The sequence below is a fragment of the Azospirillum sp. TSH100 genome (assembly GCF_004923295.1).
Classification (GTDB): domain Bacteria; phylum Pseudomonadota; class Alphaproteobacteria; order Azospirillales; family Azospirillaceae; genus Azospirillum.
The window spans coordinates 245,182-263,471 of sequence record NZ_CP039634.1; the positions used below are offsets into that span (position 1 = coordinate 245,182).

Below are 18,290 nucleotides of genomic sequence, written 5' to 3' on the forward strand. Positions count from 1 at the left end.
GGGGCGGCATGGAGGCCGGCCTGGAGGTCAAGCTGGATTGGGCCGCCGTCCTGATCGCCGCCCTTCTCTATCTCTCCGCCCTGTTCGCCATCGCCCATTGGGCAGATCGGCGGGAAGCGGCGGGGCGGAGCGTGATCGCCTCCCCCACCATCTTCGCACTGTCGCTGGGGGTCTATTGCACCACCTGGACCTTCTATGGATCGGTTGGGCGGGCGGCGACTTTGGGCATCGGTTTCCTGCCGGTCTATCTCGGCCCCACCCTGCTGATGCTGCTGGCGCCGCTGGTGCTGCGCAAGATCCTGCGCATCGCCAAGGCGCAGCGCATCACCTCGATCGCCGATTTCCTCGCCAGCCGCTACGGCCACAGCCCCCTGTTGGGCGGGCTGGTGGCGCTGACCGCCACGGTGGGGGTGACGCCCTACATCGCACTCCAGCTCAAGGCGGTCGCCGTCAGCTTCGACGCGCTGACCGGCGGCACCGGATTCGGCACGACCACCGTCCCCTTCCTTGACCAGGGTCTCCTGATCGCCGCGGTGATGGCGCTGTTCGCCATCGTCTTCGGCGCCCGCCAGATCGACGCGGCGGAGCACCATCCCGGCATGGTCGCCGCCATCGCGTTGGAGTCGCTCGTGAAGCTGGTCGCTTTCCTGGCGGTCGGCATCTTCGTGGTCTGGGGCCTGCATGGCGGGTTGGAGAGCCTGTTCGCCGCCGCGTCCGCCAAATCGGATCTCGCCCGGCTGATGGGCAGCGCGGCTGCATTGGGCAACGCCGCATCGGGCGGTGGGCCGTGGGGTGCCTGGGTCGCCACCACCATCCTCTCGGCGGCGGCGATGCTGTGCCTGCCACGCCAGTTCCAGGTGATGGTGATCGAATCGACGGACGAACGCCATCTCGACCGCGCGGTCTGGCTGTTCCCTCTCTACCTGCTGCTCATCAACCTGTTCGTCCTGCCTGTGGCGCTGTCGGGGCTGCTGATCTTCGGCGGCGCGCTGGACCCGGACCTGTTCATGGTCGGGCTGCCCCTGACCGGCGGGGCGGGATGGCTGGCCCTGCTGGCCTTCCTGGGCGGGCTGTCGGCGGCAGCCGGGATGATCGTCGTCGAGTCGGTGGCGCTGTCCACCATGCTCTGCAACGATCTGGTGATGCCGATCCTGTTGCGCACCCGGCCGCAGGCGCTGGCCCGCTCGGCCGATCTGGCACCGCTGCTGCTGGCGGTGCGCCGCGTCGCCATACTGGCGATCCTGCTGTTCGGCTACGGCTATTTCCGGCTGGCGGGGTCGGCCTATGCCCTGGTGTCGATCGGCCTGATCTCCTTCGCCGCGGTGGCGCAGTTCGCCCCGGCGCTGATCGGCGGCCTTTACTGGCACGGTGGCACCCGGCGCGGCGCCATCGGCGGCGTCGCAGCGGGAACGCTGGTCTGGGCCTACACCCTGCTGCTGCCCAGCTTCGCGCGGTCGGGCTGGCTGCCGGCCAGCTTCATCACCGACGGGCCCTGGGGGATCGCGGCCTTGCGGCCCTATGCGCTGTTCGGGCTGGAGGGCTGGGATTCGCTGGCGCATGCGCTGTTCTGGACCGCACTCGCGAACATCGGCGCCTATGTCGGCCTGTCGTTGTTCGACCAGCCAGGCGCCACGGAGCGGGCGCAGGCCGCCGCCTTCGTCGACGTCTTCCACTCGGCACCGGACGCCGCCGCCCGGCAGGGAGACGCGCTGCCAGACTGGCGCAGCGCCGCCAGCGTCGGCGACCTCACCCGCGTGGTCGCCCGCTTCCTCGGTCCCCTGCGGGCCGAGCGGGCCTTCGTCGGCGCCGATCCGGACGAGCCGGCCGGTCCGGAGCGGCTGCGGCTGGCCGAACGGCTGCTGGCCGGCGCGATCGGCGGAGCGTCCGCCCGCGTCGCCCTCGCCTCCTCCGTTTCGGCAGGTGCGGTTGAGGCGGCGGAGCTTCTGCGCATGCTGGATGAGACCAGTGACGTCATCGCCCACAGCCGCGAGCTGGAGCGCAAAACGGCGGAGCTGGAGCGCGCCACCGACGCCCTGCGCGCCGCCAATGAACGGCTGACCGAACTGGACCGGCTGAAGGACGATTTCCTGTCCACCGTCACCCATGAACTGCGCACGCCGCTGACCTCGATCCGGGCGCTGAGCGAGATCCTGCACGACGATCCCGAACTGGACGCCGAACAGCGCCGGGAGTTCCTGGCCGTCATCATCAAGGAAAGCGAGCGGCTGACCCGCCTGATCAATCAGGTGCTGGACATGGCGAAGATCGAAGCCGGCGCGCTTGACTGGCGCATCGGAACCATCGACGCCGGGCCGGCGCTGGCCGAGGCGGTCGCCGCAACCGAGGCCCTGTTCCGCGAGCGCGGCATCGCCCTGTCGGTCGAAATTCCGGACGGTCTGCCGCCGGTGCGTGGCGACGTCGACCGGGTGATTCAGGTCGTCGTCAATCTGTTGTCAAACGCCGCCAAATTCACCCCGTCCGGCGGCCGGACCCGGCTGGAAGCCCGGCAGGACCGCGACGTCCTGCGGGTGACGGTGGCGGACAGCGGCCCCGGCGTTGCGGCCAAGGACCGCGACCTCGTGTTCGACCGCTTCCGCCAATCGGGCGATACGCTGACCGGCAAGCCGGCCGGCACCGGACTCGGACTGGCCATCGCCAAGCGAATCGTCGAGCATCTCGGCGGCCGGATCGGGGTGGAGGATGCACCGGATGGACCGCCACCCGAGTCGGGCCGGGGCGCGGCCTTCTGGTTCACGCTGCCTCTCGCTGATCGTGGGATCGGAACGCCGCCGGCTTCCGGTCGGGCAGAGTGATCGGACATGTGACCGGACACCGGCCATTACAATCGTCTGGCAGCCCCACAATCCCGTGTTATCTTTCGCGGCACCCACACTCCACAGGGAACAGGGGATTGACGCTTGCGTTCCGGCCCAGGCTTACGCCGATGGCGGCATACAACCGATGGGGTGCCATACGCCACAGCCCTTCCCGTTCGGACGATGCGCGCTTATGGTGGGGTGCGCGGATCGGCGTGTGACGCGGTTCCGGCGGAACGGCCCGCTTGTCTTGCGGGTTGGCGGTAGGAAGGCGGGATGGGCAAGATACTGGTTGTCGACGACGAGCGGGACGTCCAAACACTGATCATGCAGCGCTTCCGCCGCGCCGTCCGGACCGGCGAACTGGAATTCCTGTTCGCCCATGACGGGCAGGAGGCGCTGGACACCCTGCGCGCCCGGCCCGACATCGACATGGTCCTGAGCGACATCAACATGCCCGGCATGGATGGGCTGACCCTGCTGGATCATCTGCCGCAGGTGAATTCCGATATCCGCGCGGTCATGGTCTCGGCCTATGGCGACCTCGGCAACGTGCGCGCGGCGATGAACCGCGGGGCCTTCGACTTCATCATCAAGCCGATCGACTTCGCCGATCTGGAAGCGACCATCCACAAGACGCTGGAAGCCTGCCGCGCCGTGCGCCGCCTGCGCGACGCGCTCCAGGAAACCCGCACGGCGGAGGCGGCGTCGCGTGCCCAGGCCGCCCGCATGCGCCGGGTGCTGGACGGCAGTCCGATCGGTGTCACCATCATCACCGAAGCCGGCGAACTGGTTTACTGCAACCAGCGCTGCACCGACCTGTTCGGCGCCTCCGCCGACACGCTCCAGCAACGTTGCGCCCCCGCTCTGTTCCGCCATGTGCAGGAACGGCTTCCGGAGCGGGCCTCCGGCCCCGACGCCCTGTCGGTCACCGACGAGATCCACTATCTGCGCGATGATGGGCGGACGGTCTGGATGGCGATGTCCGTCGACCGCACCAGCTACGAGAACCAGCCGGTCTTCATCGTCTGGCTCTATGACATCACCGAGCGCAAGGAGCAGGCGGAGGCGTTGCGCCGCGCCAAGGATTCGGCCGAGGAGGCGCTGGCCGATCTGGAGCGCATGCAGGCCGACCTGATCCGGGCGGAGAAGATGGCGGTGATCGCCCAGTTGATCGCCGCGGTCGCGCACGAGATCAACACACCCGTCGGCATCGCGCTGACCGCCGCCACTCATTTGCAGACGGCGTCTGAGGCCATCATCATGACCTTCAATGGCGGCCAGCTGCGCAAGAGCGACTTCCAGGACTATGTCGGCACCGCCAGCGAGGTGTCCACCCTGCTGGTCGCCAACATCGAGCGCGCCGCCGCCCTGATCCAGAGCCTCAAGCTGGTGACCGAGGGCAAGGCCAGTTCGCCACGCAGCCGCGTCGGCCTGCGCGACTACCTGTCGGACATCGTGCTGGCGGTGCAGGTCCAGCCGGCCGCCGCCGGGCATGAGCTCATGCTGGAATGCCCGGACGGGCTGGCGCTCGACACCTATCCCGGCGCCTTGACCGAGGTGCTGCTGGCCCTGCTGACCAACGCCTTCGCCCACGCTTTCGAGGCCGAGCCCGCCACCGCAGGTGCCGGCGATCCGCTGGAGGACACCATCCGCCGTCCGGGCAGAGTCACGGTTTCGGTGCGGATGCTGGGCGAGACCCGGGTGGAGCTGCGCGTTTCGGATGACGGCCGCGGCATTCCCGCCGACATCCAGCCGCGTCTTTTCCAACCCTTCACCACCACCCGCCGCGGTGCCGGCAGCATGGGGCTGGGGCTTTATGCCGTGTTCAATCTGGTCACCGGCAAGCTGGGCGGCGAGATCGACATCGACAGCGAACCCGGCCGCGGCACCTGCGTGATCCTGCGGCTGCCGCTGGACGCCCCCTGACCCTTCCGGATCGGTGGGAGAGCCCGGCGGCAGATTTCTACCGACGACATCTTCGGGATCCTGTCATGGACGACAAAGCCGACCTGCTGCGCGCGCTGCCTCCGCTGTCGCCCCATTCCCCGGAGGAATCGGTAGCGGCCTCGGTGGAGCGGGCGCAGCTCTACCATGACCAGCTGGTCGCGGCGATGCCGGGACTGATCGTCCATCGCGGCGGCGCTATCCTCCATTGCAGCGGCACGCTCGCCCGCCTGCTGGGCTATGAATCGGCGTCACAGGTGATGGGCCTGCCCGACATCATGGCGCTTATCCCGGAAGATGCCCGGCTGGCCGAGCGCACCGCCTATACCCGTTGCCTGGAAGGTCCGACCCGGGCGCTGGCCCGGCGGATCAAGCGCCACCGGGCCGATACCAGCATCCAATGGTTCGACCAGCTGCTTGAACCGGTGGACTGGGGCGGCGCGCCCGCGGTGATGGAGATGTTGACACAGATGCGCCCCGAAGCCGCCAATGCCGAGATCCCGCATCAGGGACAATTGCTGCAAGCGGCCATCGACGCCATGCCCAACGGCGTGCTGATGCTGGACCGCGACCTGCGGCTGGAGGGCGCCAACAGCGAATATTTCCGTCTGTGGGACTATCCCCCCGGCATGTTCCCGCCCGGCACGCCGGTGGCCGAAACCCTCATTTACAATCATCGGCGCGGAGATTACGGCGACGTCCCCTGCGAGGAGACCGTGGCGGAGCTGTGCACCCGTTTCCTGGTCAAGGGCGTCATCAATTCCGAACGCCAGGTGCCGTCGAACGGCCGCATCCTGGACATCCGCACCGCACCGCGCGCCGACGGCGGTTACGTCATCACCCAGCACGACATCACCGACCGCAAGCGCATCGAGGACGAGCTTCGGAAGGCCAAGGAGCGGGCCGAAGCGATCCTGAAGGAGCTGCGCGAGACCCAGCAACAGCTGATCGTGCAGGAAAAGATGGCGTCGCTGGGCCAGCTCACCGCCGGCATCGCCCACGAGCTGAAGAACCCGCTGAATTTCGTCAACAACTTCGCCGAATTGTCCGGGGAGCTGCTGGACGAGCTGCTGGAACTGCTGGGTCCGCTAAGCGGCCACCTGGACGATGCGACCCGCGCCGACGTGGACGAACTGGTCGACAGCCTGCAAAGCAACCTGCGCAAGATCGCCGATCATGGCCGCCGCGCCGACAACATCGTCAAGAGCATGCTGGCCCATTCTCGCGGCGGCGGCGGTGAATGGCAGATGACCGACCTGAACGCGCTGGTGGAAGAGGCGCTGGCCCTCTCCTACCACGCTGTGCGTGCCCAGGACCGCAGCTTCAACGCGACGCTGGAGCGCCGACTCGACCCGGCGGTGGGCGAGGTGAAGCTGGTGCCACAGGACATCTCGCGCGTGCTGGTCAATCTGTTCACCAACAGCTTCTACGCCATCCGCAAGCGCCAATTGACCTGCGGTAACTCCACCTATGGTCCGACGCTGGAAATTGCAACCGAGGCGAGAGGCCCGGACGTCTCCATAAGAATACGCGACAATGGTGTCGGCATGTCACCCGCAGTGATCGAGAAGCTTTTCACGCCCTTTTTCACCACAAAGCCCACCGGGGAAGGAACCGGGTTAGGCCTTTCACTCAGCTACGACATCGTGGTACATCAACACAGAGGTCGTTTCGACGTATCCAGCATCGAAAACGACCATGCCGAGTTTACCATCACGCTGCCACGGACCGTGACGGCCATGTCGCTAGGGGAGCGCCGAAAGACATGACCCTGGGAATCCTCGTTGTCGACGACGAACCGGATATCGAGGATCTGTTCCGCCAGCGCTTTCGCGCAGAGTTGCGCCGCGGTGAACTGGCGCTTCACTTTGCTTCCTCTGGTGAAGAAGCTCTCGAAAGCTTGAACACAGGTCTGCAACCGGAAGCTGTTCTTGTCCTGAGCGATATCAATATGCCTGGGATGAGTGGCCTTGACTTCCTGAGGCGCCTTCGCGCCGAAGCCCCGCATGTGCCGGTCATCATGGTGACCGCCTACGGCGACTCCGAGAACCGCCGCCGCGCCCTGGACATCGGTGCGACCGAGCTGGTGACCAAGCCGGTCGATTTCGTCGCCCTGAAGAAGCTGGTTCAGAGCGTCATCCTCCAGAAGACGGCGGCTTAACCCGCCCCCTCGCCTTTCGCCAACCATCGGTCGGCCCGACGGCGGAACAGGGGACGCGCCGCCGTCTCCGTCACCCCGCACAGACCGCCGCGATGTCGGTCAGCTCCGGACGGGCACCGGCGGAGCAGGACGGGCAGTCCGGATCGACCGGAACCGCGATCTCGTTGAACTCGCCACGCAGGCCATCATAGAGCAGCAGCCGGCCGGCCAACGGTTCGCCGAGGCCGAGCAGCAGTTTGATCGTCTCCGCCGCCATGATGGTGCCGATCACCCCGGGCAAAACCCCCAGCACGCCGGCCTCGGCGCAGGACGGGGCGTATTCGGCCGGCGGCGGCTCCGGGAACAGGCAGCGGTAGCAGGGATGCACCCCCGGCGTAGCGCCGCCGAACACCGACACCTGCCCTTCAAAGCGGAAGATGGCGCCATAGACGTTCGGCACGCCCAGCCGCAGACAGGCATCATTGACCAGATAGCGCGTCGGCAGATTGTCCGATCCGTCGACCACGACGTCGTGCCCGGCCAGCAAATCCAGCACATTGGCGGCCTCCAGCCGCGTATCGTGCGACACCACCTCGATGGTCGGGTTGAGGTCGAGCAGGGCGGCCCGGCCGCTCTCCACCTTGCGCTGGCCCAGCCGGCTTTCGGCATGCAGGATCTGGCGCTGAAGGTTGCTGCGCTCCACCCGGTCATCGTCGATCAGGGTCAGGCGCCCCACCCCGGCGGCCGCGAGATAGAGCGCGATCGGCGAACCAAGCCCGCCGGCCCCGATCAGGGCGACCCGGCTGCGCAGAAGCCTGTGCTGGCCGGCCTCCCCCACCTCCGGCATGGTCAGATGGCGGCGGTAGCGCTCGCGCTGGGCGGCATCGAGCTGCGGCGGTACCTCCACCGGCAGTCCGGCGGCCTTCCAGGCGGAAAAGCCGCCGGCGACCGACCGCACGTCGCCATAGCCCAGCCGCAGCAGATCCTCCGCCGCGAACAGCGAGCGGGTGCCGCCGGCGCACATCAACAGGAGGGGGCGCGCCGGGTCAGGCGCCTTCTCCTCGATCCGCAATTCCAGAAAACCGCGCGGCAGGCGCAGCGCCCCCGCCGGGCTTCCGGTCGCCGTCTCCTCGTCCTCGCGGACATCAACCAGCAGGGCACCGTTCCGTTGCAGGGCCAGCGCATCGGCGGCGGCGACTTCCGGAATGCGGGCACGCAGGTCGGCAAGGCGCCGGTCCTTCAGGCTCATGACACGAAGCTCCTCAACCGCCCGCCAGGGCAACCATCAGGGTCAGGGTGGCGCCGGCCGGCAAGGCCGCCTCCAGCCCGCCCAGCCGCCGCACATCGTCGCGGCCGAGATAGACATTCACGAAACGGCGCAGGTCGCCTTCCGCGGTGAACAGCCGGTCGCGGAAGGCATCCTGTCCGGCGGTCAACGCCGACAGCGCCTCGCGCACGGTAGCGCCGGGCACCGTCACCTGATCGCGCCCGCCGACGAAGCCACGCAGCGGGGTCGGCACGCGGATGGTCACCTCTGCGTTGGTCACGTCTGCATCTCCATTTCCGACACGGGGCCGTCCTGCACCGCCGGCTCCGACACCGACAGGGGAGCCAGCGCCTCTTCCGCCTCCGCCGCGAGCTGGCGGAACAGGTCACGCACCTGCTTGGCCCGCATCAGGTCGATTCGCAGGTCCAGCAGGTCCTTGAAGCCATATTCATACGACCAGACGTCGGCGGACGCATCAACCCGGCAGTCGGTGAGGGCGACATGCTCGGCCAGCAGCTGTTCGACAGACTCCTTCGGCTGCCGGCTGGGATCGCCGAAATGCAGCTCCATCACCCGATCGATCAGCGCCGCCTCCTCGGCGGTGAATTCATAGAGTCCGCGCAGGCGCAGTTCGTTCAGCACCGGCTTGGTCGTGCGCGCCAGGAAACGGCGCGGGATCAGCCAAAGCCGCATCGCCCGTTCGATGGCCAATTCGGTCATCAACTCCGAGAATTCGGGGTCGGTCAGATCATTGCGGCGGCACCAGTCGGCCAGCGCCTCCGGCCCTTTCAGGCCGCGCATCGCGCAGAACCGCTGGGTTTCCGTGCGTACCGCGGCCTCGTCCACGGTGACGCCCATCACTTCGGCAAACTGGCGGATCAGCAGGCGGCCGAGTGCGGCGTTGTTGATCTCGGCGAAGTCCGGCCGGTGCAGGGCGGCATGCGACGCGATCTCCGACAACGGCACGCTGTTGCCGCCGTGGCTGACACGGCGGTCGCGCTCGTACAGGACATCGAAATAGTGGGAGGCGTTGAAGTCGAACGGCGCCGGCCGCGGTGGCATGATGAGGCTGGCGAGATGGACCAGCAGCGCCTCGGCATCGCGGCGCTTCTGGTCGACGGCACCGGTCTCCAGGAAGCGTTCCAACCGCTCCGTCTCCTCCCGGCTTAGTCCGGATTCGGCGAAGATGCGGTCGCGGGTGCGTTCGGTGAAATACAGGCCCTTGGCTGAGGCGACCACCCGGTCGTGCGTCGCCACATCGACCGCGCCGGCGGCCAGCGCCGCAGCCATGCTGGCACGCAGGTTCACCAGCGGCTCAGACAGCGGAAACCAGCCGTCCTCCGGCCCGGCATGGGCCAGCGCCACCTCGTCGTCGCCAGTCAGCCGGCCCTCGACATAGCCGCGCGCCACCTCGCCGACCGGGATCATGCCGAAGGGATGACATTCGGCCGCCCGCAGGGCGCCCATGCTGGACGCGCCATAGACCGCGATGCCCTTGTGCAGGGCATAGAGGATTTCCTTGTGCCAGACCGACAGCGACTGGCCGAACACCCCATCGACGAGGGCGATGACGTCCGGCCGGTGGATGGTCATGGCGCTGATGACGTCGGCCTGCGCGGCCGGCGGCAGATAGACCGCGCCGGGCAGGATTCTGCGGGCATCCTCCACCGGCATGGTGGGTCCAAGGAACACACAGATCTTCATGCGACCGTTCCCATCTGGCCTGCCTGCGCCCCGACCTGTGCCGCATGCGTCTGCAAGGCTTCGGCGAAGGCCAGCGGCCGGGCTCCCGGAGTGTAGAAGTCGAACTGGTAGCCTTCCAGCCCCGGCACCAGCACCCGCACCACCGGAATGCCGATTTCCGGCAATGTCAGGTCGAAAACGAGCGCCTGCTCGATTCCGGCGCGACGCAACACGGTCAGCAGAACGGTGATGTCGCCTTCGAAGGTCGGCGTGGCATGGTTCAGGTGGCGACGGCCGTCGGTGGTGACCGGTGTGGCCTCCAGCGCCGCGATTTCGGCACTGCCGTCGGAATTCTGGTTGCGCACCATGTCGCGGCGGAAGAAGTCGTCGCGCGAACCGGCGATCAGGACCAGTCGGGATTGCACCGCCTCGGTCAGGGCACGGCACATGGCGACCGCCGGCTCCAGATGGCTGCCATAGCCGCGGTTCATCCCGGTCTTGCGTATCTCGCGGTCATAGACGATCGCCATGTAGCTCGGCACGCCCATGTCCGTGGTGACGTCGAACAGCAGCGGACGGATGCCCGCGAGGTCGAAGCGGTGCAGCAGATCGCGCACGGTCGGCGCATCGATGCTGTCCAGATCGACCCGTGGCGTCGGCCAGCTGAAGCGTTCGCCGACATAGCGCCAGCAGGCGACGGAATCGCGCTCGATCACCTCATACAGGCCGGCGGCGACCGCCTCCAGGATGTGGTTGCCGCTGGCCAGCCCATTGGTGCCCATGGCGTAGAAGCTGCGGGCACCCGGCTTGGTGCCCGGCGGCATGCTGTGGAGCCCGACCGCGGTCCAGGGTGCCGCAACCGGACGGCCACCGATCAGATCCCAGCCCCAGGTCCAGATCTCCGGCCGGTCCGGACGGAAGGAACCATGCTTTGTGCCCGGCAGCCGGTCCAGCGGAATGCGCCCGTCGGCCGGAAGCTCGTTCCAGGCCGCTTCGACATGGGGTAGCCGCAGATGCTCGGCATGGTGGAATTCGATCGCCTCCATCGCGGCGGAGACGGTGGCGGCGGCGAGGCTGAACCCCTTGCCGGCGCTGCCCGACAAGGTCGGACTGTTGGGCCTGTGACCGATGACCGTGTGGATGCCAAGCCGGTCCAGCCCGGTCACATCGGCCAGCCGCGTGATGCCGCAGCGGGCGAAATGGGGCGATATGCGTGCCAACGTCTCTTCCGGCGTCGCCGTGCGGTGGGTGCCGATGAAGAAGCGCTTGGCGGCGCGGTGGACGGTGTCGCCCAGACGAATGCCGGGAAACTCCGGATAGACGGTATCGGGCGATGCGCTGTCAGCCATGGGATGGGTCAGGACTTACGGCTCCGGCCGGTTCGGGTGGATGTGGGCCTCCGCCCTGCGAGGTGCGGGAAGAAGGTCGGTGACCGGAGTCGGCCTCTCCCGAGGGAAAGGCCGGCTCCGGTCCTCCGATCAAGCTTCGGTCGTCGGATCGTCGCTCGCCGCCGCAGGACCCTGCGATGCGGAAGCCGACGCTCCCGGGGTGGCAGCGGCGGAGGTCGCCGAAGCAGACTGCGCCGCAGCGGAGGTGGCCGACGCAGACGTTGCCGAAGCCGACATCGCCGATGCCGAGTGAGCCGAGGCCGGTGCGGCGACCGCGGAGAAGGCCGGTGCCGGGACCGCAGACGCCGACTGCGCAGCGGCCGAGAACGCCGAAGCCGGGGCAGCCACCGCCGAGAAGGCCGGTGCCGGGACCGCAGACGCCGACTGCGCAGCGGCCGAGAACGCCGAAGCCGGAGCAGCCACCGCCGAGAAGGCCGGTGCCGGGACCGCAGACGCCGACTGCGCAGCGGCCGAGAACGCCGAAGCCGGAGCAGCCACCGCCGAGAAGGCCGGTGCCGGGACCGCAGACGCCGACTGCGCAGCGGCCGAGAACGCCGAAGCCGGAGCAGCCACCGCCGAGAAGGCCGGTGCCGGGACCGCAGACGCCGACTGCGCAGCGGCCGAGAACGCCGAAGCCGGGGCAGCCACCGCCGAGAAGGCCGGTGCCGGGACCGCAGACGCCGACTGCGCAGCGGCCGAGAACGCCGAAGCCGGGGCAGCCACCGCCGAGAAGGCCGGTGCCGGGACCGCAGACGCCGACTGCGCAGCGGCCGAGAACGCCGAAGCCGGGGCAGCCACCGCCGAGAAGGCCGGTGCCGGGACCGCAGATGCGGATTGCGCAGCGGCGGATGTCGCAGACGCCGAGGTTGCCGAAGCGGAGGCCGATGCCGACTGCGCGGAGGCAGAGAAGGCGGGAGCCGGAGATGCAGATGCGGAGGCGGAAGCCGAAGTTGCCGAAGCCGAAGTTGCCGAAGCCGAAGTCGCAGAGGCAGACGCGGCAGAAGCCGAAGTGGCGGAGGCAGAGGTCGCGGACGCAGACGTCGCTGATGCAGAGGTGGCCGAAGCGGAGGCGGCGGTCGCGATCGACTCGACCGCTACGGCGCTATCCAGGCCGCTCTCTTTGCCAGTCAAGGAACTGAAGGCCTCGGCGGCGGCATTGCGGACATGGTCAGGCAGGACACCACCGAACCCGCTCTGTGCCAGCAGGGCTTGCTTGCCCTGAATATCAAGAACGTTCAATTGATTACGGAATTCGCCATCGGTGGCGAGGCGCTTGATAAGGGCGAGAGCCTGTTCCTTGGCCATTGCGTGGCCCCTCCTGCAATCGATCAGCCAATAGGAGCGCTGCGAATAGGACGCAACGACTAAACCAATAGCATAGGCAATCTGCAAGATTTCTAGTGAAAATGCACAAGAATGTTAAATTGGGCGCGAAATTTAACGCCCCATGCCGATACGCTTTCGGCATGCAGAAAAGCGATGCACAGTCACCATGTCCGATGGACATCGAAACCGTGCATCGCCCCTCCAAACAGGCAAAAGACGCTTCAAACCAACAACCTTACCCGGCCACCTTCATAGTGGCCGGCGCACCGAAGCCCGCAGATGCATTGGCCGGAACGCCGAACCCAGCGGCAGCACTCGCCGGGGTGCCGAACCCAGCGGACGCATTGGCCGGAACGCCGAACCCAGCGGCAGAGTTTGCAACGACGACGCTGCCGGCATTGTCCGTCCAGGCGGCAATGGAGGGCTGCGGTGTACTTTGCGGCGTCACCGCACGAATGTCGGCGGCCATCACGTCTGCAAAGCCTTCAGTCGCGAGCAAAGTGCGCGCGTCCTGGGAGTTCATGTCATTCAACCGCTTACGGAAATCGTCATCGGTTGCAAGGCGCTTAATCAGGTCGAGTGCGTTCTTCGATGCCATAACCACTCCCACTGATGCATGACTGAGAAATTTCAGCCATAAGTGGAAAATTATGCGGATAGTTTTTCCCCGTCAAGCGGCAACACGCCCAGCGGGAACATGTCTCCCTGCATCTTCGATGGACAACTCGCGCCCTTGTACTCAGCCATTATTCCGATTGAAGCCGACCGCAAAGACGCAAGAGGCAGGAGAACCCAACTAAAAATTTACCGGAACGTTGGAGATCACCGCCTACGCAATTTTTGGGCGCGCCACTCTTCACGTGTCTGGTGCCAGACGTCCGCTTCCGGCGGATTGACCGGCTCGGGAAGAAGCGTGGTGCCGCGCAACTGTGCCCCCAACTTTCGCGCCACGCTTTGTGAGGAGGAATTGCGGGGATGGATGGTGTGGATCACCTCAGTCCAACCGAGATGCTCGAACACCCAGTCGATGGCGGCAATCGCACTTTCGACCGCATAGCCGCGGCCCCAGCAGTCACGCATGATGGCCCAGCCAACCTCAGGCCCTGGCCAGCCTTCCGGCACCCAGGGACCGACGCGGCCGACCCAGCGGCCGGTTTCCTTCTCGATCACCGAAAACATGGCGAAGCCCTGGATGGACCAGGCGCCGGCCATCGACAGGAAGCCGCGCCAGGCAACCGGACGCGATTGCAGGCCGCCGATGAACTCCGTTGCCTCCGGGTCCGCCATCATCGCCGCCCAACCTTCAAAATCCTCCGCCCGGGTCGGCCGCAGGATCAGACGAGCGGTTTCCAGCATCGGTTCACCCATGGACGCCATCGTCGCGCTGCCCCGACCATCAGCAAAGAACGCACCCATATAAAGCACACCACCTTCATTGCATCACCCAGGCGAAGAAGCCAGGGCAGAAACTTCACAACCGAAGCGTATTCAGGCCACCCGCTTCATCAACGGATGCAAGAAAGATCATTCACAAGCAGCGAACCTGCGTCCAGAGCGAACTGTCGGCACCACCACCGCACAGCGTGACCTTGACCGAATACCCTAGGCTTTCTGTGCTAGGGCGACGCGGTGGATCGGATCCCATATAATGCCGCGACCGCCGGTCGCTCCAAGCGCCCGGACGGACAAAAAGAACAGAGACAAGTACGGAGCACAACGATGTCGCGGTTTCGGATGGCGATTCTGGCCCTGGCGGCGGTGAGCGGCACGACCCTGGCCCTCCCCGGTTTCAGTGGTGGCGCCGCAGCGCAGTCAAAGCTGGATTCCTCGGGCCAGCCCGTGTGGGACGATAGCCACAACCAGCGTCCGACCGCGCCCGCCGACCGGGCGCTGCCGGCCGGCGTGGTGACCCTGCGCACGGCGACCTCCGCACCCGGCCTGCTCGGCGTCTATGCCCGCAATGGCCTTCCCTTCGACATCGTGTTGAGCCGTGTCGACGCCACCCAGTGCGTCAACATCGTGGCGGAGGATTGCGGCCTGCTCGGCACCGACATCCGCGTCGCCACCGGTGCGGAGGTGCTGGTGCGCAGCGTCCGGCAGGCGGACATGTCGCGCACCTATGGCGTCGTCCCGGTCTACAGCTGGCGCCCGGCCGTCGCCGCCAAGTAACCTTGGCCACATTGCCCCGGCTTGGCCGGCGGGACCGCGGCCACGCTCTCGCGGCGGTCCCGCCACCTTGACCACGCCTGTCTATTTCCTTGACTTCCCGTCGTCTGCGGGCTGAATGCCCGGGAGATCAGACGGGTTGCCGGCGATGATGTCCTTGTCCAAGATTCTTCTTCTTGCGCTGGTGATCGGCGCGGTGTGGTTCGGCTGGCGCTGGGTCAACCGCGTGCAGGAGATCGGCCGCGCCCGCAACGCCGCCCGCCGGCAGGACGGTGGACGCGATGCGGCCGCAAGCGCCCCACCGCGCGCCGAGCGCGGCCGCGCCCCGGCCATGGAGGCGGAGGATATGGAGAAGTGCCCGGAATGCGGCGCCTATGTCGCCCCGCGCTCCGCCGTGTCCTGCGGCCGTCCGGCCTGCCCCTACGGACGCTGAGCGCGATCCGCGCAACGCCTTGACCGCGCTCCGCGCCACTGCTTAGCCGCGCTCCGCGCTGCGGCTTGATTTGACGGTGCCACCCGCCTATCGTGCGGCGCGTTTTCAACATTTCTCATTGTGGATCGTCCATGGCCTCCCAGATCGGGACTTCCGACGGCGGGAATTCCGCCGACCGCCGCGGCCTGTCGTTCCAGGCCCTGATCCTCAAGCTCCACCAGTTCTGGTCGGAGCGGGGTTGCGTCATCCTGCAGCCCTACGACATGGAGGTCGGCGCCGGCACCTTCCACCCGGCGACCACGCTGCGTGCGCTGGGCCCGGATGCCTGGAAGGCCGCCTATGTCCAGCCGTCGCGCCGGCCGAAGGACGGCCGCTATGGCGAGAACCCGAACCGCCTGCAGCATTACTATCAGTACCAGGTCATCATGAAGCCCTCGCCGGCCAACGCGCAGGAGCTCTACCTGGACAGCCTGCGCGCCATCGGCATCGATCCGGCGCTGCACGACATCCGCTTCGTCGAGGACGACTGGGAAAGCCCGACGCTGGGCGCCTGGGGTCTGGGCTGGGAAGTGTGGTGCGACGGCATGGAAGTGACGCAGTACACCTATTTCCAGCAGGTCGGAGGCATCGAATGCGACCCGGTCGCGGTCGAGCTGACCTATGGCCTGGAACGCCTCGCCATGTATGTGCAGGGCGTCGAGAATGTCTATGACCTGGACTTCAACGGCCAGGGCGTGAAGTACGGCGATGTGTTCAAGCGCGCCGAGGTCGAATACTCGAAGCATAACTTCGAGTTCGCCAACACCGACATGCTGCTCCAGCATTTCAAGGACGCCGAGGCCGAATGCCAGGCGCTGGTGGCGCAGAACCTTGCGCTGCCCGCCTATGACCAGTGCATCAAGGCGTCGCATCTGTTCAACCTGCTGGACGCCCGCGGCGTGATCAGCGTTGTCGAGCGCGCCGCCTATATCGGCCGCGTGCGCGCGCTGGCCAAGGCCTGCTGCGAAGCCTGGACGAGGGCGAAGTAATCCCATGACCGAACTCCTGATCGAATTCTTCTCCGAAGAAATCCCCGCCCGCATGCAGGCGCGGGCCGCCGACGACCTGAAGCGCCTCGTCACCGACAAGCTGGCGGCGAACGGCCTGACCTTCACCACGGCCGAAGCCCATTCCACCCCGCGCCGTCTGGCCCTGGTGGTCGACGGCTTGGCCGACCGCACCGCCGATGTGCGCGAGGAAAAGAAGGGTCCGCGCGTCGGCTCGCCGGAGCAGGCGGTCGCCGGCTTCCTGAAATCGGCTGGGCTCGACAGCCTCGACCGGTGCGAGCAGCGCGACACCGGCAAGGGCGTCTTCTATTTCGCGGTGACCGAGAAGAAGGGCCGCGAGACCGCCGAGGTTCTGGCGGAGATCATCCCCGCCGCCATGGCCGAGTTGCCCTGGCCGAAGTCGATGCGCTGGGGCACCGGCACCGTGCGCTGGGTCCGTCCGCTGCACTCGATCATCGCCCTGTTCGGTGGGCGCGTGCTCGACGGCGGCTATGACATCGGCGGCACCCAGGGACGGGTCGTCTTCGGCAACTCCACCCGCGGCCACCGTTTCCTGGCGCCCGACGCCTTCACGGTGGAGAGCTTCGCCGACTACAAGGAAAAGCTGCGCGCCGCCAAGGTCGTGCTGGACCGCGAGGAGCGCAAGGCCAAGATCAAGGCCGACGCCGAGGCTCTGGCCAAGGCCCAGGGTCTGACCCTGTCGCCCGACGACGCCCTGCTGGAGGAGGTCGCCGGCCTCGTCGAATGGCCGGTCGTGCTGATGGGCGGCATCGACGAGAGCTTCATGGACGTGCCGTCGGAGGTCCTCATCACCTCCATGCGCACCCACCAGAAGTATTTCGCCGTGCTGGACGCCGAGGGCCGGATGGCTCCGCGCTTCATCGTCGTGGCGAACACCGAGACGCTGGACGGCGGCAAGGCCGTGGTCGCCGGCAACGAGCGCGTGCTGCGCGCCCGCCTGTCCGACGCCAAGTTCTTCTGGGACCAGGACCGCAAGACCAAGCTGGAAGCCCGCGTCCCGGCGCTGGAGAAGATCACCTTCCATGCCAAGCTGGGCACAGTGGCCGAGAAGGTCACCCGCGTTCAGCTGCTGGCCGCCGAGATCGCCCGCGCCATCGGTGCCGACAGCGACGCCGCCAGCCGCGCCGCCCTGCTGTGCAAGGCCGATCTGGTGACCGAGGTGGTGGGCGAGTTCCCCGAGGTCCAGGGGATCATGGGCCGCTACTATGCCCTGGGCCAAGGCGAGAGCGCCGACGTCGCCAACGCAATCGCCGACCATTACAAGCCGCTGGGTCCGTCGGACAGCTGCCCGACCGGGCCGGTTTCGGTTTCGGTGGCGCTGGCCGACAAGATCGACACGTTGGTCGGCTTCTTCGCCATCGACGAGAAGCCGACGGGCTCGAAGGACCCCTACGCGCTGCGCCGCGCCGCGCTGGGCGTGATCCGCCTGGTGCTGGAGAACGGGCTGCGGGTGAAGCTGGGGGAAATCTTCACGGCTGCCTACAGCGCTTACAAGGTCAGCGGTTTCGCCCCGGCCGGCAGTGTCGGCGGCGACCTGATGTCCTTCTTCGCAGACCGCCTGAAGGTGGTGCTGCGCGAGCAGGGCGTCCGTCACGATCTGGTCGATGCCGTCTTCGCGCTGGGTGGCGAGGATGATCTGGTGCGGTTGCTCGCCCGCGTGAAGGCCTTGCAGGCGTTCGTCGGCTCCGACGAGGGCGCCAATCTGGCGGCGGCCTACAAGCGCGCCTCCAACATCGTCCGCATCGAGGAGAAGAAGGACGGTGCCGCCTTCGACCAGCCGGTCGATGCCGCCCGTCTGCCCCAGGTCGAGGAAAAGGCGCTGTTCGCCGCGCTGAACGAGGCCTCGGCCACCGCCAAGCCGCTGCTGGACGCGGAGGACTTCACCGGCGCCATGGCGGCGCTGGCGAAGCTGCGCGGCCCGGTGGATGCCTTCTTCGACAAGGTCACGGTGAACGCCGAGGACAAGGACCTGCGCGCCAACCGCCTGCGCCTGCTGACGCAGATCCGCACGACGCTGAACGCGGTGGCCGACTTCTCGAAGATCGAGGGGTAATGGG

At 67.3% G+C, this 18,290-nt stretch carries 15 protein-coding genes; 9 read left to right on the forward strand and 6 right to left on the reverse strand.

Going from position 1 to position 18,290, the window contains the following annotated elements; all coding sequences use genetic code 11:
- Positions 1 to 8: 8 nt before the first annotated feature.
- The 4 genes from E6C72_RS01240 to E6C72_RS01255 all read left to right on the forward strand — a co-directional run bounded on the left by E6C72_RS01240 (position 9) and on the right by E6C72_RS01255 (position 6,924).
- Positions 9 to 2,813, forward strand: coding sequence for a sensor histidine kinase (locus E6C72_RS01240; RefSeq protein WP_169055116.1), 2,805 nt, complete (start codon positions 9 to 11; stop codon positions 2,811 to 2,813).
- A 279-nt stretch (positions 2,814 to 3,092) separates the two neighbouring features.
- Positions 3,093 to 4,745 (forward strand): ATP-binding protein, encoded by a 1,653-nt coding sequence (locus tag E6C72_RS01245; RefSeq protein ID WP_109864969.1) that lies wholly within the window; start codon positions 3,093 to 3,095, stop codon positions 4,743 to 4,745.
- Between the two features lie 65 nt (positions 4,746 to 4,810).
- Positions 4,811 to 6,532: a PAS-domain containing protein gene (locus tag E6C72_RS01250; protein ID WP_109864968.1), complete on the forward strand. Its 1,722-nt coding sequence runs from the start codon at positions 4,811 to 4,813 to the stop codon at positions 6,530 to 6,532.
- Positions 6,529 to 6,924 carry a response regulator gene (locus E6C72_RS01255; RefSeq protein ID WP_109864967.1) on the forward strand — a complete coding sequence of 132 codons (396 nt, stop codon included), beginning with the start codon at positions 6,529 to 6,531 and terminating at the stop codon, positions 6,922 to 6,924. The genes E6C72_RS01250 and E6C72_RS01255 overlap by 4 nt, the downstream gene beginning before the upstream one ends.
- A 70-nt stretch (positions 6,925 to 6,994) precedes the next feature.
- Here the strand turns inward: E6C72_RS01255 and moeB are convergent, their stop codons facing one another.
- Genes moeB through E6C72_RS01275 form a run of 4 tightly spaced genes read right to left on the reverse strand, consistent with a single transcriptional unit; the run spans position 6,995 to position 11,202 of the window.
- Positions 6,995 to 8,152, reverse strand: coding sequence for a molybdopterin-synthase adenylyltransferase MoeB (moeB, locus tag E6C72_RS01260; protein ID WP_109864966.1), 1,158 nt, complete (start codon positions 8,150 to 8,152; stop codon positions 6,995 to 6,997).
- 13 nt (positions 8,153 to 8,165) lie between these two features.
- Positions 8,166 to 8,450 (reverse strand): MoaD/ThiS family protein, encoded by a 285-nt coding sequence (locus tag E6C72_RS01265; RefSeq protein ID WP_169055117.1) that lies wholly within the window; start codon positions 8,448 to 8,450, stop codon positions 8,166 to 8,168.
- Positions 8,447 to 9,874: a TfuA-like protein gene (locus tag E6C72_RS01270; protein WP_109864965.1), complete on the reverse strand. Its 1,428-nt coding sequence runs from the start codon at positions 9,872 to 9,874 to the stop codon at positions 8,447 to 8,449. Before E6C72_RS01270 ends, E6C72_RS01265 begins: the two co-directional genes overlap by 4 nt.
- On the reverse strand, positions 9,871 to 11,202 hold the full coding sequence (locus tag E6C72_RS01275; RefSeq protein ID WP_109864964.1) for a YcaO-like family protein: 1,332 nt from the start codon (positions 11,200 to 11,202) through the stop codon (positions 9,871 to 9,873). The genes E6C72_RS01270 and E6C72_RS01275 overlap by 4 nt, the downstream gene beginning before the upstream one ends.
- A gap of 1,203 nt (positions 11,203 to 12,405) precedes the next feature.
- Here E6C72_RS01275 and E6C72_RS01280 point away from each other — a divergent pair.
- On the forward strand, positions 12,406 to 12,609 hold the full coding sequence (locus tag E6C72_RS01280; protein WP_136700624.1) for a hypothetical protein: 204 nt from the start codon (positions 12,406 to 12,408) through the stop codon (positions 12,607 to 12,609).
- 193 nt (positions 12,610 to 12,802) lie between these two features.
- Here E6C72_RS01280 and E6C72_RS01285 read toward each other — a convergent pair whose 3' ends face one another.
- Positions 12,803 to 13,165, reverse strand: a complete 363-nt coding sequence (locus E6C72_RS01285) for a hypothetical protein (protein WP_109086750.1) — start codon at positions 13,163 to 13,165, stop codon at positions 12,803 to 12,805.
- Between the two features lie 224 nt (positions 13,166 to 13,389).
- Entirely contained in the window at positions 13,390 to 13,983 is a 594-nt protein-coding gene (locus tag E6C72_RS01290; RefSeq protein ID WP_247875814.1) for a GNAT family N-acetyltransferase, read from the reverse strand.
- 303 nt (positions 13,984 to 14,286) lie between these two features.
- Between E6C72_RS01290 and E6C72_RS01295 the strand changes: the two genes are divergently transcribed.
- The 4 genes from E6C72_RS01295 to glyS all read left to right on the forward strand — a co-directional run bounded on the left by E6C72_RS01295 (position 14,287) and on the right by glyS (position 18,286).
- Complete coding sequence (locus E6C72_RS01295) at positions 14,287 to 14,736, forward strand: hypothetical protein (RefSeq protein WP_109086748.1); 450 nt, start codon at positions 14,287 to 14,289, stop codon at positions 14,734 to 14,736.
- A 148-nt stretch (positions 14,737 to 14,884) separates the two neighbouring features.
- Positions 14,885 to 15,166: a hypothetical protein gene (locus tag E6C72_RS01300; protein ID WP_247875815.1), complete on the forward strand. Its 282-nt coding sequence runs from the start codon at positions 14,885 to 14,887 to the stop codon at positions 15,164 to 15,166.
- 131 nt (positions 15,167 to 15,297) lie between these two features.
- Complete coding sequence (locus E6C72_RS01305) at positions 15,298 to 16,194, forward strand: glycine--tRNA ligase subunit alpha (RefSeq protein WP_109086746.1); 897 nt, start codon at positions 15,298 to 15,300, stop codon at positions 16,192 to 16,194.
- Between the two features lie 4 nt (positions 16,195 to 16,198).
- A complete protein-coding gene (gene glyS / locus E6C72_RS01310; RefSeq protein ID WP_109086745.1) occupies positions 16,199 to 18,286 on the forward strand; it encodes a glycine--tRNA ligase subunit beta in 2,088 nt (695 codons plus the stop codon).
- The last annotated feature ends 4 nt before the right edge of the window (positions 18,287 to 18,290 follow it).